The sequence below is a fragment of the Martelella sp. AD-3 genome (genome assembly GCF_001578105.1).
In the GTDB taxonomy this organism is placed as follows: Bacteria; Pseudomonadota; Alphaproteobacteria; order Rhizobiales; family Rhizobiaceae; genus Martelella.
In genome coordinates this window covers 277157-291185 of sequence record NZ_CP014276.1, presented here as the reverse complement: position 1 = coordinate 291185, position 14029 = coordinate 277157, and the positions used below count along the sequence as shown (strand labels likewise).

The window sequence follows — 14029 nt, the reverse complement described above, 5'->3', positions numbered from 1 at the left end:
CGCAGGTCATGGGCAAGGTTCAACTGGCGTATCGCCGGGGATACCCCATTCCGCCCAGGCACCATCGTAGACCGCAACGTCATCCTTGCCGGCCAGATGCAGTCCGAAAACCAGCGCACAGGCGGTCACGCCCGAGCCACAGGAGGCGATAGCGGGCCTCGACATGGCGAAGCCCGCCTGCTCGAATACCGATCGAATTTTCTTTGGCGACTTCATCCGGCCGGTGTCTGGATCGGTCATCAAGTTGAAAGGAACATTCAGGCTGCCCGGAATGTGGCCAGACCGCAGGCCCGGACGCGCTTCCTGTTCAGTTGCACCGAAACGCGCCGCGGAGCGCGCATCGACCAGCGGGCGCTCGCGCGTTTCGACATTCTTCAGCACGTCGCTTTTCGAGACGACGCCGGACCGGTTCAGCTTTGCTGTGAATCTGCCAGCCTTTACGTTCGTCCTTTCGGACGTGACCGGGCGACCTTCGGCAAGCCAGGCTCTAAGCCCGCCGTCGAGGACGGCGACATTGCTGTGCCCGAAGATCCGGAACGTCCACCAGACACGCCCCGCCGACATCAGGCCGGGCGTATCATAAACGACGACAAAGCTGTCATTGGAAACGCCCAGGGCTTCTACGGACCTGGCGAACGCGTCGGAGGAAGGCAGCATGTGCGGGAGCGTGGTCGAATGATCGGCGATGGCATCGATATCGAAGAAGACTGCCCCCGGAATATGCCTCGCTTCATAATCTTCCGAGGCCAGCGGCGTTGCACCGGGAAGCTTGAACGATCCATCCAGAATGACAATGTTTTCATTGTGCAGATGCTTCGCAAGCCATTCTGTAGAAACGAGTGATGATGACGCGAAAGTCATAGCTGTCTTCCTCCAATGAATATGATTACCCAGGCCGCAAAACCGTGGCTCAGACGACGCGGCAGAACTTGATCGCCTTGAAACACGTCCACTGACGAGGGCATCTTCCACGCGAAGCAAGGTATCGGGTGAGAATGGCAGGCACCCGACCGACCGGCCCTCACACCAGAAGCTGGCGCGCCTCTGCGATGCCGAGACTGGCTGGACGTTCACAGTGGTGCACGATCTCTGCGGGACGGTTCTCGGTAGCGGATTCAACGATTGCGAGCAGAACATCGAGGCAGTGCAGGGCGAATTCGCCATCCAGCCGATTGGTCCGCTTTTCGCTGATCGCTCTGGCCATTTCAGCCAGACCAATGCCACGATGATTTGCGTGGAGTGGTGCGTCCGCGGGATAATTGATACCGCCCAACGGCAGGCCGACCGTTTCAATGGTCTTGCCCCAGATCTTTCGATCCGTCGACTGCATGATGTTGCCGCCAAAGAAGTTGGAGTCCGGAATGCTGAGAGAGCAATCCGCGCCATGGATTTCAATCGCAGGAAGGCTGTGCGCCCAGACGTCCCAACTCGCTAGCAGGATGATGTCGGCTCCAGATTCGAACGAGAGGATCGCGGTCACTGTGGTCAAGGCCTCGACACAAATGACTTGGCCCTTCTGCGCTCCTTCGGCTGTCACGGTTCGGGTTGCATGACCGATTTTTCCGCTGGCGCTCACGCGTTTGACCGGTCCCAGCAAGGCAACAAGCGATGCGATATAGTAAGGTCCCATATCGAGCACCGGGCCGCCCCCGAAGGAGAAAAAGAAGGCCGGATTGGGATGCCAATGCTCCATTCCCCGGCTCATCACCGCTGCAGTGCCGGTGATGACTTTACCGGTGACGCCCTGTTCGATCAGGGTATTGGCGGTCTGGATTCCAGGGCCGAGGATTGTGTCGGGAGCGCTCCCGACATAAAGGCCCTTTTCTTTGGCCAGCTTCACCACTGCCTCGCCCTCGGCCCGCGACGTGGCAAGTGGTTTTTCGCCATAAACGTGTTTGCCGGCGTCAAGGGCCCGCAACGCGATATCGGCATGCGCTGCGGGAATCGTCAGGTTGAGGATCGCGTCGATGTCGTCGCGGCGCAGCAATTCATCGACCGCAACCGCCTTGACATTGTACTTTTGGGCTTTTTCGTGCGCCGCCTCCATGCGGAGATCTGATGCCGCGGTAATCGTGAAATCCTTGAACAACACGCTGTTGCTGAAGTAAATGTCGGAAATGTTGCCGCAGCCGACAACGCCTACTCTGAGTGTCATGAATTCTCTCCTGCGATCGAACCGGTGATGTTAGGCGAGCGCTTTGGCTGCCGATGCCGCATTGCCGGCGAAGCGCAGGAAGTCCGAAGGGTTATCGTGCTCCGCCACGGCGAATTTCGCGCCGGCCTCGAACGCCTTCGTCCAGAGGTCCTTCCAGGGCAGAATACCCATTCCGGGATCAGCCCAGCCATCCTCATCGAGATTTTCGCCGCTTGTTGCGAGATCCTTAAAGTGGAACGCGACGATGCGCCCCGAGAACTGCTCGATCCATTCCGCCGGATCGGCCTTGCCACGCGCGATCCAAGCAAGGTCGATCTCAAACTTCACCTCGGGTCCGACAAGATATGCTCGATCGGCATGGATCCGTCGGCCAATCGTTGGAATTCGAATTCGTGATTGTGCCAAGCAAACTGCAAGCCACCGTCATTCACCTTCTCGGCGATCTTGCCTAGGCGCCGACCGATCGCCTGCCAGTGCTCGGTATCGCCGACGCGGTCCAACGGCTCCAGGATCGGCGCGGCAATAAATTCCATGCCAAGCGTCTTCGCGATCGCGATGGCTCGAGTGATGTCGCCCTCAAGCATATCCATCCGGAAATGTCCGCTGCGCGCGTTAAGGCCAGAGGCATCCAGCGCCGCCTTCAGGGCCACGGGGTCTTCATACTGGCCGCCATAGGGTTCGACTGAACCGTATCCCAGCTTGACGAGGGTTTGCAGTTGGTCCGCGAGCGGCGGGAAATTCCGCGCGGAATAAAGCTGAAAGGACAGACAACTCGACAGTTTCACAGGTATTCCTCCTTGTGGGGAAAGGGGGGATGCCGCAGCACGGGCCCGGCAGATGGGCGTCAGATCCGCTCGCCGCTCGCGGCGTCAAACAGCGAGGCCTTCTGAACGTCGATCGAGAACCGCGCGATCTCGCCAAGCCGATGAGGATCATCGGCGGGTGCGCGGGCGGTGAAGGGTTGCTGGCCGAGTTTGCTCCAGACCATCGTATCGGCCCCCATCGGCTCGATCATCTCGATTGCCCCGGTAAGCGCGAACCACCCCTCGGCCGCCGCATTGGGCGGCAATTCCCCCAGCGCGATATGCTCAGGGCGCACCCCCAGAACGACCTCTTGCTCGGCGTGCATCGCCGTGCCCGAGGACTCATAGCATTGCATCGGAATGTCGAGCCCATCGACAGTGACCGCCAACGCGCCGTTCTTGTCCGACAGCCGACCGCTGAGAAAATTCATCCCAGGCGAGCCGATGAACCCGGCCACGAACAGGTTGCGCGGCCTGTTGTAAATCTCTTGCGGGGTGGCCAATTGCTGGATTATGCCGCCCTTCATCACCGCGATCCGGTCGGCCAGCGTCATCGCCTCGATCTGGTCGTGGGTCACATAGATCATCGTATTCTCGAGATCCTGATGCAGGCGCTTGATTTCGACACGCAATTCCGCCCGCAGCTTGGCATCCAGATTGGACAGCGGCTCGTCGAAAAGAAAGACATCGACATTGCGCACCATGGCTCGACCAATTGCTACGCGCTGGCGCTGTCCCCCCGACAGTTCGGCGGGCTTGCGTTTGAGCAGCGGTTCCAGCTGCAGAATCTTAGCTGCCTTGGCAACCCTGGCCTTGACCTCGGCCTTAGGCAGGCCGGAAATCTTCAAGCCAAAGCCCATGTTCTCTTCAACTGACATCCGCGGATAGAGGGCATAGGACTGGAATACCATTCCGATCCCGCGATCCTTCGGCTCGTCCCAGGTAACATTTCGGTCCGAAATCCAGATTTCGCCCTCGCTCACGTCCAGCAAACCCGCAATCGCGTTGAGAAGGGTAGACTTGCCGCAGCCGGACGGGCCGAGCAGCACCAGGAACTCACTTTCTCCGATGTCGAGCGACAGGCGGTCCAGCACGGTCAGTTCCCCGAACCGGATCACCACATCCTTGATCGAAACGCTGGTCTGCGCGCAGGCGTCGTCAATGCCCTTGGCGGCATACGTGATCTGATCTTCCATGTTTTCAGCCCTTTACTGCGCCGGCGGCAATACCGCGGACAAACCAGCGCCCCGACAGGAAATAGACGGTCAGCGGAACCGCCGCGGTCAGGATTGTCGCCGCCATATCCACGTTGTATGAGCGGGCGCCTTCGGTCGTGTTGACAATGTTGTTGAGTTGGACGGTCATCGGCCAGTTGTCCTGCCCTGCAAAGACGGTCCCCAGAAGAAAGTCGTTCCAGACGCCGGTCACCTGCAAGATCACTGCGACGATGACGATTGGAGTGGACAGCGGCAGCATGATGGAAAAGAAGATCCGCCAGAAGCCCGCTCCATCGACGCGCGCCGCCTTGAACAGCTCCTCAGGCAGCGACGCGAAATAGTTGCGAAAGATCAGGGTCATCACCGGCATGCCGAACAGAACATGCACCGTCACAATGTTAAACAGCGTTCCGTACATCGATAGATAGGCATAGATACGGACCAACGGGTAGATGAACACCTGATAGGGCAGAAAGGCCCCGGCCAGCAAAAACCCGAACAGAATGTTCGACCCCTTGGGCCGCCACAGCGACAGGCTATAGCCAAGGATTGCCCCGGCAAGGATCGACAGGATCACCGAGGGTACCGTGATCATCACCGAATTGAGGAAACCAACCCGCAGCCCCTCGCAAGACAATCCAGTGCATGCAGAGGACCATGCCGCAACCCACGGCTCGAGCGTCAGGGTGGTGGGCAGTGCGAAGATCTGACTCAGCCGGATCTGCGCAAGCGTTTTGAAGCTGGTGACCAGCATGATGTAGAGCGGCATCAGAAAGAACGCGCAGCTGAGCAGGACGAAGGCATAGACGCCAATCCGGCTTGCTGTCAGGTGTTTCGGCTTGGGACCCTTCGGATGCGCCTTTGCGGCAACTGGCGTCGGCATCAGTTTGCCCCCTTCTTGTCCCGGCAATACTCAACGTAGTACCAGGGAACGAAAATCATCAGTACGAATACAAGCAGAGTAGTGGCGGCGGCAGCCGCCAGTCCGATGTTCGAGCGCTCGAACAGAAAATCCATGATGAACTTCGCCGGCACGTCAGTGGACAGGCCAGGCCCGCCACCGGTCAACGCGACGACCAGATCATAAACCTTGACGATCGACAGCGACATCAGCACTACGCAGGTGATGATGGTCGGGCGCATCATCGGGATCACGATGGACAGATAGACCCGCCAGGTGGGGATCCCGTCGATCCGCGCGGCCTTCCAGATGTCCTGATCGATGCCGCGCAGCCCCGCCAGCATCAAGGCCATAATCAGCCCCGACCCCTGCCAGACCCCGGCCAACACCAGCGCATAGATCGCCATCTCGGGTCGGATCAACCAGTCAAAGGCGAAGGTGCTCCAGCCGAAGTCGCGCACGGCTTTCTCGATACCGACAGTCGGGTTCAGCATCCACTGCCAAACAAGGCCCGTGACGATGAAGGAAATCGCATGCGGATATAGGATGATCGTCCGCACCACGCCCTCGGCGCGGATCTGGCGGTCCAGCATCACAGCCAGTAGAAATCCGATGATCAGGCACAGCGCCATCAGAAGCAGGCCGAACACAACCAGATTGTGCACCGCCAAACTCCAACGTCCCAGTCCGAATAGCCTTTGGTATTGATCCAGTCCGACGAACGACGTGTTAGGCAGCATCCGTGAACTGGTCAGCGAGATGTAAACCGTCCAGACGATAGTACCGATATATCCGCCAAGGATAATTACCCAAAAGGGGATGATAGTTAGCGTCGCCCCCAGGTTACGCCTTTGCGCCCGCAGCATTCTAACCCTCCTCGTCATTGTCCACGCATCGCAGCCGGGGAACCGGATCCGAACCGGCCCCGGCTAACCTCGTGTTTATTCCGCCGCGATGATCTGGGCGAAATTCTGCGTGAACGTATCGACCGAGGGGTTCGGATCGGACCAAAGCGCGCCCAGTAGATCCCGGATTGCCCCGATGGTGTCGCTGCTGTTGTAGAAGGGCTGGTCCCCGACCTGATTGTCGGGGTTTTTCACCAGATCGATGGCGATCTGAGCGCAGGCGTCCAGCTGCGCGGTATCGACGTCGGAGCGCACCGGGATGCTGCCCTTGACGCGATTGAAGTCGATCTGCACCTGCTTGCTCATCAGCGTCTCGACGAACAGATTCTGCGCACTAAGCTGCTCGGGGTCCTCGCTTGCGGTGACCACGAACATGTCGCCGCCATAGACATAGCCCTGATTTCCGCCGATGACCGGGGTGCAAGCAAAGTCCTGCATCGGCACCTCGCCCGCGTTCAGAAACTCGCCTTTTGCCCAGTCGCCCATGAACTGAACGCCGGCTGTGTCGTTGATGATCAGTGCAGTCGAATCGTTCCAGTTGCGCGCCGAGGCGCCGGGATCGGAATAGTCGCGCAGCCGGATCAGCGTTTCGACCAACTCCCTGAACTCTGGACTATTGACAGAGCTGACATCATGGTCAACGTAAATCTTGCGGAACAGGTCAGTGCCGCCTTTCGAGATGACGATGAACCGCCAGATGCTGTCGATCGTCCAGGCATCGCGCGACACCGCTACGGGGATGATCCCAGCGGCCTTCAGTTTGTCCAGTGTCGGGAAGAACGCATCCCACGACGCCGGCACCTCGACCCCGGCCTTTTCCAGCGCCGGCAGCGACCACCACGACCAGGTCTGACCATGCATGTTGACCGGGATGCCATAGACCTTGCCATCGACGGTGATCGAATCCATCAGCGCGTCCGGCACTAGCTCATTCCAATTCCCCTGCGCCGCAAGGTCCGAGATGTCCCGGACATAGCCGTGTTCAATGATCTCGTCCAATTGCCTGCCATAGTTGAACTGCATCACTGTCGGCGGGTTGCCGCCGACGATACGGTTGATCCCCAGCGAACGCGCATTGGCCCCGCCACCGCCCGCGACGGCGTTGTCGATCCAATCGCCACCCGCGTTGTTGAAGGCATCTGCCAAGACCCTCACAGCGGCGGATTCGGATCCCGACGTCCACCAGTGGATCACCTCCGCACGTTCTGCTGCTGCTGCAGGCAGACCCAGACCGACAATTCCAACCATCATAATCAAACTTAGTGATTTCATAATTTCCTCCAAATAGCGCCTCCCGCTTTGCAAACGATTACAGTTTATAAATGAAAAGAGTCAATACTGAAAATAATTTTCTTGATCTCTCACTCCGCGTCTCGATAGCGACCGAGGCAGGGTCGCTGTGATCGCCGGAAACAGGCAAAATGGCGCTCCCGCCGCGCGGTAGATGCGGATGGTTGCTGGTTGTAAAGAAGGCGCCACGTGGTAAGAACTTGGGGCTGCACAGGAGCTGAACTAGAATGAAGAAACCTGCGAATCGGAAGCCGACGATGGCTGACATTGCCAAGCGCGCGGGCGTTTCAACCGCTACCGTCTCGCGCGCACTTACGCGACCGGAACAGGTGAACCTAGAGACACGGCTTGCGATAAAGAAAGTTGCCGCGGAGTTGAAGTTTCAGCCCAATCTGCTTGGACGACAATTACGCGCGGGAGCTGCAAAGTCACTTCTTATTCTAGTGCAAGACCTCTCGAATTCGTTTTTTTCCGAATTGATAAAGGGCGCGCAAACAGAGGCGCTGGAGCACAAATACAGCATTATCGTGGGTGACACGGATTATTACCGGGACCGAGAGAAGCTCTTTGTCGATCTATTTCTTGGCGGGCGGGTGGATGGCCTTATCATGTCAACAGGTCATTTGCCGAACGGTTTGAATGCCGATCTCGCTACTCTGAGCCCCGTAGTTGTCATCTCCGAGAAGATACCAGACATCAATCTTCCGTCAGTTGTGGTCGACAATGCATATTGGTCCGAGGCGGCGGTCCAGTATCTGATAAAGCACGGCCATCGTCGGATCGCTCACATTGGGGGACGCTCTTCTTACTTCACCGCCCGGGAGCGCTCCCGAGGATATCGAAACGCATTATCGGGAGCCAACTTGCCGTATGATTCTCAGTTGGAAATAGAGACCGACTTCGCTTTTGCCTCAGGGTACGCCGCAGCAAAACAAATCTTGTCGGCGCAGTCTCCACCGACTGCCATTTTCTGTGCAAGCGACGAACTCGCGTTAGGAGCGATGAGAGCCGTTCAGGACGGAGAGCTGTCTGTTCCGAATGATGTTTCGATTGTGGGGTTCGATGACAATCTCCTTGCAAGCGTCACCTCCCCCACTCTTACAACGATCCGTCAGCCGCGACGTGAAATAGGCGCCGCAGCTGTACGACTTGCGCTGGATATGATCGAGGATCGCCCCATAGAAAATCGTAACGTGCAACTGGAATGCCACTTGATAGAGCGTGGATCGGTTACATGGCGTAACTGTTGATTGTTACTGAGAACTGATGGAGTGGATGCCCCCTCCCGAAGGCATCGCAATGTGCCAAAGTGATGTTTGCAATGCTCTGCGCCCATTTATTGGACCGCCGGCTGTTAGATTTTTCCGGCTCTGATCACGATGGCGGGCTGGCAGCGCCACCGGGATTGTGCAACGCGATCGGGACGTTGTATCCGATCGCCGAATGAGGACGATCCCAATTATAGTGCTTACGCCAATCCTCCAACTTTTCGCGCGCCTCCGCAAGGGTCATGAACCAGTTTGCGTTCAGACATTCTGCACGCAGCTTGCTGTTGAAAGCTTCGATGAAGCCGTTGTCGGTCGGTTTGCCAGGCCGCGAGAAGTCCAGCGTAACCTTGTTCACATAGGCCCACAGATCGAGGTCACGGGAGATAAATTCGCTGCCATAGCACGTCGGGAAGCGGTGCTGTTGATAGGTTATGGCCACCCGCGGAGCCCAAAATAGCGTAGTGGATGGCCATAACCGGTCCCAGGTCTCAACAGTGGTTTTGCTGAACCACACCGCTGAGGAGACAGGTTATGACCATCCACCACACTAATCCCGCTACCTTGCTGGTTGCCATCGATATTTCCAAGCATCGCCACGAGGTCCTGATTGGAATTCCAGACAAGAAGCGCCGTCGTCGTATGACGGTCACCAATACGCTTGAGGACTTCAGGAGATTGTCTGCGGCACTCGTCCGCTACGGCTTTCCGGTTCGGATCGGGTTCGAAGCGACCGGCAACCATCACCGGCCACTAGCGCACGATCTCGGTCAACACGGATTTGAACTGAAGCTCGTCTCCTCTGTCGGCCTAGCCCGGACGCCGGAGGCCTTGCACAATAGCTGGGACAAGAACGATTGAACCGCGCCGGGTTTGCCGGAGACCGTTTGGTTTAAGTTATGCGGCCAACGCTGGTGCGTCCAGCGTGGCATAGTATCGTTCTTCGGCCTCTGCGGGCGGAATGTTTCCGATCGGCTCCAGAAGGCGTCGGTTATTGAACCAGTCGACCCATTCGAGCGTTGCGAACTCTTCGGCTTCGAAGTTGCGCCATGGACCTCGCCGATGGATAACCTCCGCCTTGTAGAGCCCGTTGATCGTTTCTGCGAGAGCGTTGTCGTAACTGTCGCCAACACTTCCGACAGACGGTTCAATGCCTGCCTCTGCCAGCCGTTCGGAATAGCGAATAGATACGTATTGCACGCCGCGGTCCGAGTGATGGATAAGGCCGCTACGATGAACGGGCTGTCGCTCATGAAGCGCCTGATCCAGAGTGTCGAGGACGAAGCTCGTATGGGCAGTGCGGCTTGCTCTCCAGCCGATAATGCGTCGAGCAAAAGCATCGATCACGAAAGCCACGTAAACAAAGCCCTGCCATGTCGCGACATATGTGAAATCGGAAAGCCAGAGCATATTCGGAGCTGGTGCTTTGAAGTGACGATTGACCCGATCGAGCGGACATGGCGCGTTTTTGTCCGGCGTCGTTGTTCTGGCGGGCCTGTCTCGGATTACGCCTTGCAGCTCCATCGTCCTCCTGAGCCGGGCGACAGTGCATCGGGCAATATCGAAGCCCTCGCGCTTTAACTGCCGCCAGACCTCGCGCACGCCATAAACCCGGAAGTTCTCGTGGAACACGCGGCGTATCTCGATCTTCATGGCCATGTCACGGCGAGCGCGGTCCGACAGGCGATCCACGCCAGTGCGCTTAGCAACGGCATCGTAGTAGGTGGATGGGGCAATCGGCAGAAGCCTGCAGATCGGCTCGACCCCAAGTACGGAGCGATGTTCGTCGATGAAGGTAATCATCGCTTCAGTGGGCGGTCGAGCTCCGCCTGGGCAAAATAAGCAGACGCCTTGTGCAAGATCTCGTTCACCTGACGAAGCTTCCGTTTCTCGCGTTCCAAAGCCTTCATCTTCTCCGCGATATCGCTCGGTAAACCGGCCCGCTTGCCGCTATCCACCTCAGCCCGCTTCACCCACTCATTGAGCGTATGTGCCGAGCAACCGATCTTTGCAGCTATCGAGGAAATGGCTGCCCACCGCGAAGGATGTTCGGCTTCTGTCGCTTTCGCCAAAGCTGATCGCTGGTCGTCGTTCAGTAGAGACAGCTTGCCCGGGGCCTTGCCGTTGATCAATCCGTCGGGGCTGCGATCATTGACGCGCAACACCCAGTCGAGCACGATTTGAACCGTAACGCTGCCGAGCCGGACGGCATCGGTACGGGAGCCACCATCATAAATCGATGCAAGCGCCAGAAGCCCCCGCGCCTGATCGGCCTCGCGTGTCTGCCGAGCCAAAAGCCGTAACTTCGCCCCATCGAAAGCCACGCGCAAGCAAATCGCTGAACCCATCATAGACCTACAGTTTGCAACAGAGATTCAGGCTGATAGCCATCCCCACGAGAGTCACAATCATCGACAGTTGGTATTACTCCTCTAGATCATCCACCACGGCCGTCACCACCTCCTCCTGCACGGCGGCTCTGCTGAGCAATCCGGCATCCTCCAGCGCTTCGATATCGGGCAGATCGCGGAGCGTCTCCATGCCGAATGCGGAGAGGAAGTACCTGGTTGTGACGTAGGTGTAGGGCGCGCCGGGTGTCGGACTGCGGGGGCCGGAGGCGATGAGGGCGGCGTTGCGCAGCGAACCGATGGTGTCGCGGCTGACCTCCTTGCCGAAGATTTTTGACAGTTCGGCGCGGGTGATGGGCTGGAAATAGCCGATGGCCATCAGCACCATGGATTCGAATTCGGAGAGTGCTGATACTCCGCCCCGGGTTGGCGCTGCGGAGGCGCGGATGGCATCGGCATAGGCGGGGCGAGTGCGGTGCTGCCAGCCGCCGGCGACCGCGACGATCTCGTAGGGCCGGCCGGCGAGCTCTTCGCGGAGATCGTCGATCAGGAGGTCAATGCTGCAGTCCTTGCCGACGACGCGGGCGAGCGTTTCGCGGGTGACCGGCTCGGCGGCGGCGAAGATCACCGCCTCGACGCGCAGCATCCATTCGCGCCAGCGCAGTTCGGCCGGCAAGGCCTCAAGCTCCCGATCAAAGAGGCGTTCGCCTCTCGGCTTTTCGGCTGCGGTATGCGCCTCCTTATGTTCGGCTCCAGCTTTCGCTTTCCGGCGGCTTGTTTTGGCGGCATTTGCTCCGGTCATGGTCACAACCCGTAAATCCGGAAGGCGGAACGGCCCGACAATTCGCGCACGGCGCCGAAACTTTCGAGCCGTTCGAACAGGCGCGAGGCGGCCCAGCGGGAGAGATTGCTGCCGGGCGCACTCGCCGGGATAGCGTCCTCATCCAGCAATTTCTTGATGACCGGACCAGCGCCCTTGGTCCGCACCTTCGGCGCCACGGTCACAAGAACATCCGCCCGGCGCGCGATCGCATCCGCCGCGCGCAATGCGGCCCCGTCGGCAAGCGCCAGGCAGACCGCGCGGGCAAACCCAGGCTCACCCGACCGTACACGTCCCCTGCCCCCGATGATCCGAAACGCCCGGCCGTAACGTTCCGCCATCATCAATGGCACGGGCCGGTCCCATTTCAGCAGGGTTGCGATCATCATGTCGGCCATGGCCCAGGCCAGCGGCTCGGTATCCGGGCGGATGGCGAGGATCGCAGTGACAAGGTCAGCGACCACAAACGGAATAGCCCGGCCGGACTGGAGCGCTGTATCCGCCAGCTCCGGGATAGAGGCGAGCTGGTCGTCAAAGGCCAGTCCCATCAGGTCGGCGAGATCTTCGACCTGTTTTTCGGAAAAGCCGGGTTTTCGGGTGGCGAGCCTTTTATAGGCCAGAAACATCTTGCCCGCGGGGCCCGGATCGTCGCCGGCGGCGGTGAGCAGGACGGCATCGCGCAGCGCCGCTTCGTCCTCGTTGCGACCGCTGAGACGGACGGCGGCGGCGGCGCATTTCAGGGCCTGCCGTTCGCGCCAGCAGCCGGCCCAGGCTGGTCGGGAGCGGACAAGATCATCAAGTGATTTCAGAGCGATACCGGCGGAGAAGGCGGCATCGGCTTCGGTGGCATCACGCCCGCGCGGACGGGTCCATCCCGGCATAGCGGCGGTGGGCGTGACTGCGTTTGTAGGTGTGGCGGCGGGCGAATCCATGGCGATGAAGCTACAGGACAAGAGCGGTTAATGCCAGAGAAATCGACATAAAGCGCACAGCTTGTCTTTATCCTATAATGATTGATAATCTTGCATTATCGTTCATAATGCTCATTAAAGAGAAAACCCGCCATTCTGAGGCCCTCAATGCCCGAAAACGACGTCGATCCGCACGCCAGCCCGTCTCTCGGCACGAGCGCCGCTTATGAATTGCAGCCGTCGGGGACGTCGGGCGCAGTGACGGGTCATCTCGCGCCGCTGGTCGAACGCGCCCGCGGTTACGTCGACGCCTCGAGCGCGGCCAACACGCGGCGCGCCTATGCCGCCGACTGGGCGCATTTCTCGAGCTGGTGCCGGCGCAAGGGGCTTGCGACCCTGCCGCCGGATGCACAGACCGTCGGGCTCTACATCACGGCGCTCGCCTCCGGCGAAGCGGCCCCGCGGGCAAAGCCAAGCGCGGTCTCCACCATCGAGCGGCGGCTGTCGGCGATCGCGTGGAACTATGCGCAGCGCGGTCTCACGCTTGATCGCCGCGACCGCCACATAACCACGGTGCTGGCCGGCATCCGCAATCGTCATGCGGCCCCGCCGCGCCAGAAGGAGGCGATCCTGCCCGAGGAACTGATCGCCATGGTCGAAACGCTCGACCGGGGAACGCTCCGCGGCCTGCGCGATCGCGCCATGCTGCTGATGGGGTTTGCCGGCGGGTTGCGCCGCTCGGAGATCGTCGCGCTCGATTGCGGGCGCGACCAGACCGATGACGGAAACGGCTGGATCGAAATCCTCGACAAGGGCATGCTGGTGACGCTGCGCGGCAAGACCGGCTGGCGCGAGGTGGAGGTCGGCCGCGGCTCCTCCGATCTCACCTGCCCGGTCCATGCCGTGGAAACCTGGCTGAAGCTCGGCAGGATCGGCCACGGCCCGCTGTTCCGCCGCGTCACCGGCAAGGGCAAGGCCGTCGGTCCCGAACGGCTAAGGGACCAGGAGATTGCCCGCCTCATCAAGAAGACCGTTCTTGCCGCCGGCATTCGCGGCGAGCTGCCTGAGGCCGAAAGGATAAAACTGTTCTCCGGTCACTCCTTGAGAGCGGGCCTCGCCTCCTCGGCCGAGGTCGACGAACGGTACGTCCAGAAACAACTCGGCCATGCATCGGCCGAAATGACAAGGCGCTATCAGCGCAGGCGCGACCGGTTCCGCGTCAATCTCACCAAGGCAGCGGGGCTGTAATCTGCTCTACTCCGTCAAGAGTCCCACAGCGAAATCAAATTCAGCGCAAGCGTCAATCGAACCTATAGAGGCTTGGAAGCGCCACGGCATAAGCCCGTTGATCTCACTGCTTGGCCAGCCGTCATCGAGCGCGCTCGGGGCCATCAATCAGGAACCGTCGGTCAAC

At 59.5% G+C, this 14029-nt stretch carries 13 protein-coding genes, 2 pseudogenes and 1 other annotated feature; of the genes and pseudogenes, 3 read left to right on the top strand and 12 right to left on the bottom strand.

The genetic code is table 11. The annotated features are described in order from the left end of the window. Positions 1–6 precede the first annotated feature (6 nt). The 8 genes from sseA to AZF01_RS22370 all read right to left on the bottom strand — a co-directional run bounded on the left by sseA (position 7) and on the right by AZF01_RS22370 (position 7265). Entirely contained in the window at positions 7–861 is an 855-nt protein-coding gene (sseA, locus tag AZF01_RS22400) for a 3-mercaptopyruvate sulfurtransferase (protein ID WP_024707411.1), read from the bottom strand. A 160-nt stretch (positions 862–1021) separates the two neighbouring features. Then, positions 1022–2155 (bottom strand): Gfo/Idh/MocA family protein, encoded by a 1134-nt coding sequence (locus AZF01_RS22395; RefSeq protein ID WP_024707410.1) that lies wholly within the window; start codon positions 2153–2155, stop codon positions 1022–1024. Positions 2156–2185: 30 nt separating this feature from the next. Further along, positions 2186–2482 (bottom strand): hypothetical protein, encoded by a 297-nt coding sequence (locus AZF01_RS24590; protein ID WP_245308962.1) that lies wholly within the window; start codon positions 2480–2482, stop codon positions 2186–2188. Then, on the bottom strand, positions 2479–2940 hold the full coding sequence (locus tag AZF01_RS24585) for a sugar phosphate isomerase/epimerase (protein WP_245308961.1): 462 nt from the start codon (positions 2938–2940) through the stop codon (positions 2479–2481). Before AZF01_RS24585 ends, AZF01_RS24590 begins: the two co-directional genes overlap by 4 nt. 59 nt (positions 2941–2999) lie before the next feature. Further along, complete coding sequence (locus tag AZF01_RS22385; RefSeq protein WP_051424029.1) at positions 3000–4154, bottom strand: ABC transporter ATP-binding protein; 1155 nt, start codon at positions 4152–4154, stop codon at positions 3000–3002. Positions 4155–4158: 4 nt separating this feature from the next. Beyond that, the gene (locus AZF01_RS22380) at positions 4159–5058 is read right to left on the bottom strand and encodes a carbohydrate ABC transporter permease (protein ID WP_036236629.1); all 900 of its coding nucleotides are present in this window, start codon (positions 5056–5058) and stop codon (positions 4159–4161) included. Continuing rightward, positions 5058–5942, bottom strand: a complete 885-nt coding sequence (locus AZF01_RS22375) for a carbohydrate ABC transporter permease (RefSeq protein ID WP_061449944.1) — start codon at positions 5940–5942, stop codon at positions 5058–5060. Before AZF01_RS22375 ends, AZF01_RS22380 begins: the two co-directional genes overlap by 1 nt. Before the next feature lie 75 nt (positions 5943–6017). Then, positions 6018–7265 (bottom strand): ABC transporter substrate-binding protein, encoded by a 1248-nt coding sequence (locus AZF01_RS22370; protein WP_156484761.1) that lies wholly within the window; start codon positions 7263–7265, stop codon positions 6018–6020. Between the two features lie 263 nt (positions 7266–7528). Between AZF01_RS22370 and AZF01_RS22365 the strand changes: the two genes are divergently transcribed. Beyond that, positions 7529–8521, top strand: coding sequence for a LacI family DNA-binding transcriptional regulator (locus AZF01_RS22365; protein ID WP_197489679.1), 993 nt, complete (start codon positions 7529–7531; stop codon positions 8519–8521). Between the two features lie 124 nt (positions 8522–8645). Here the strand turns inward: AZF01_RS22365 and AZF01_RS22360 are convergent. Further along, positions 8646–8936 (bottom strand): annotated as a pseudogene (locus tag AZF01_RS22360) (integrase core domain-containing protein); the annotation flags it as partial. Positions 8937–9070: 134 nt separating this feature from the next. Between AZF01_RS22360 and AZF01_RS22355 the strand changes: the two are divergent. Further along, positions 9071–9394, top strand: a pseudogene (locus tag AZF01_RS22355) (IS110 family transposase); the annotation flags it as partial. 39 nt (positions 9395–9433) lie between these two features. Here AZF01_RS22355 and AZF01_RS22350 read toward each other — a convergent pair. The 3 genes from AZF01_RS22350 to AZF01_RS22330 form a co-directional block, all read right to left on the bottom strand. Beyond that, a protein-coding gene (locus AZF01_RS22350; RefSeq protein WP_371260721.1) for an IS3 family transposase occupies positions 9434–10641 on the bottom strand; the annotation gives its coding sequence in 2 pieces (ribosomal slippage) (positions 9434–10371 and positions 10371–10641; 1209 coding nt in all). After that, positions 10265–10381, bottom strand: a sequence feature (AL1L pseudoknot). Its footprint overlaps the gene before it by 117 nt. A gap of 319 nt (positions 10642–10960) precedes the next feature. Next, positions 10961–11686: an SMC-Scp complex subunit ScpB gene (locus AZF01_RS22335; RefSeq protein WP_061449931.1), complete on the bottom strand. Its 726-nt coding sequence runs from the start codon at positions 11684–11686 to the stop codon at positions 10961–10963. A gap of 2 nt (positions 11687–11688) precedes the next feature. Further along, positions 11689–12585, bottom strand: a complete 897-nt coding sequence (locus tag AZF01_RS22330; RefSeq protein WP_245308958.1) for a DUF1403 family protein — start codon at positions 12583–12585, stop codon at positions 11689–11691. 198 nt (positions 12586–12783) lie between these two features. Between AZF01_RS22330 and AZF01_RS22325 the strand changes: the two genes are divergently transcribed. Beyond that, positions 12784–13863 carry a tyrosine-type recombinase/integrase gene (locus tag AZF01_RS22325; RefSeq protein ID WP_061449929.1) on the top strand — a complete coding sequence of 360 codons (1080 nt, stop codon included), beginning with the start codon at positions 12784–12786 and terminating at the stop codon, positions 13861–13863. Positions 13864–14029 lie beyond the last annotated feature (166 nt).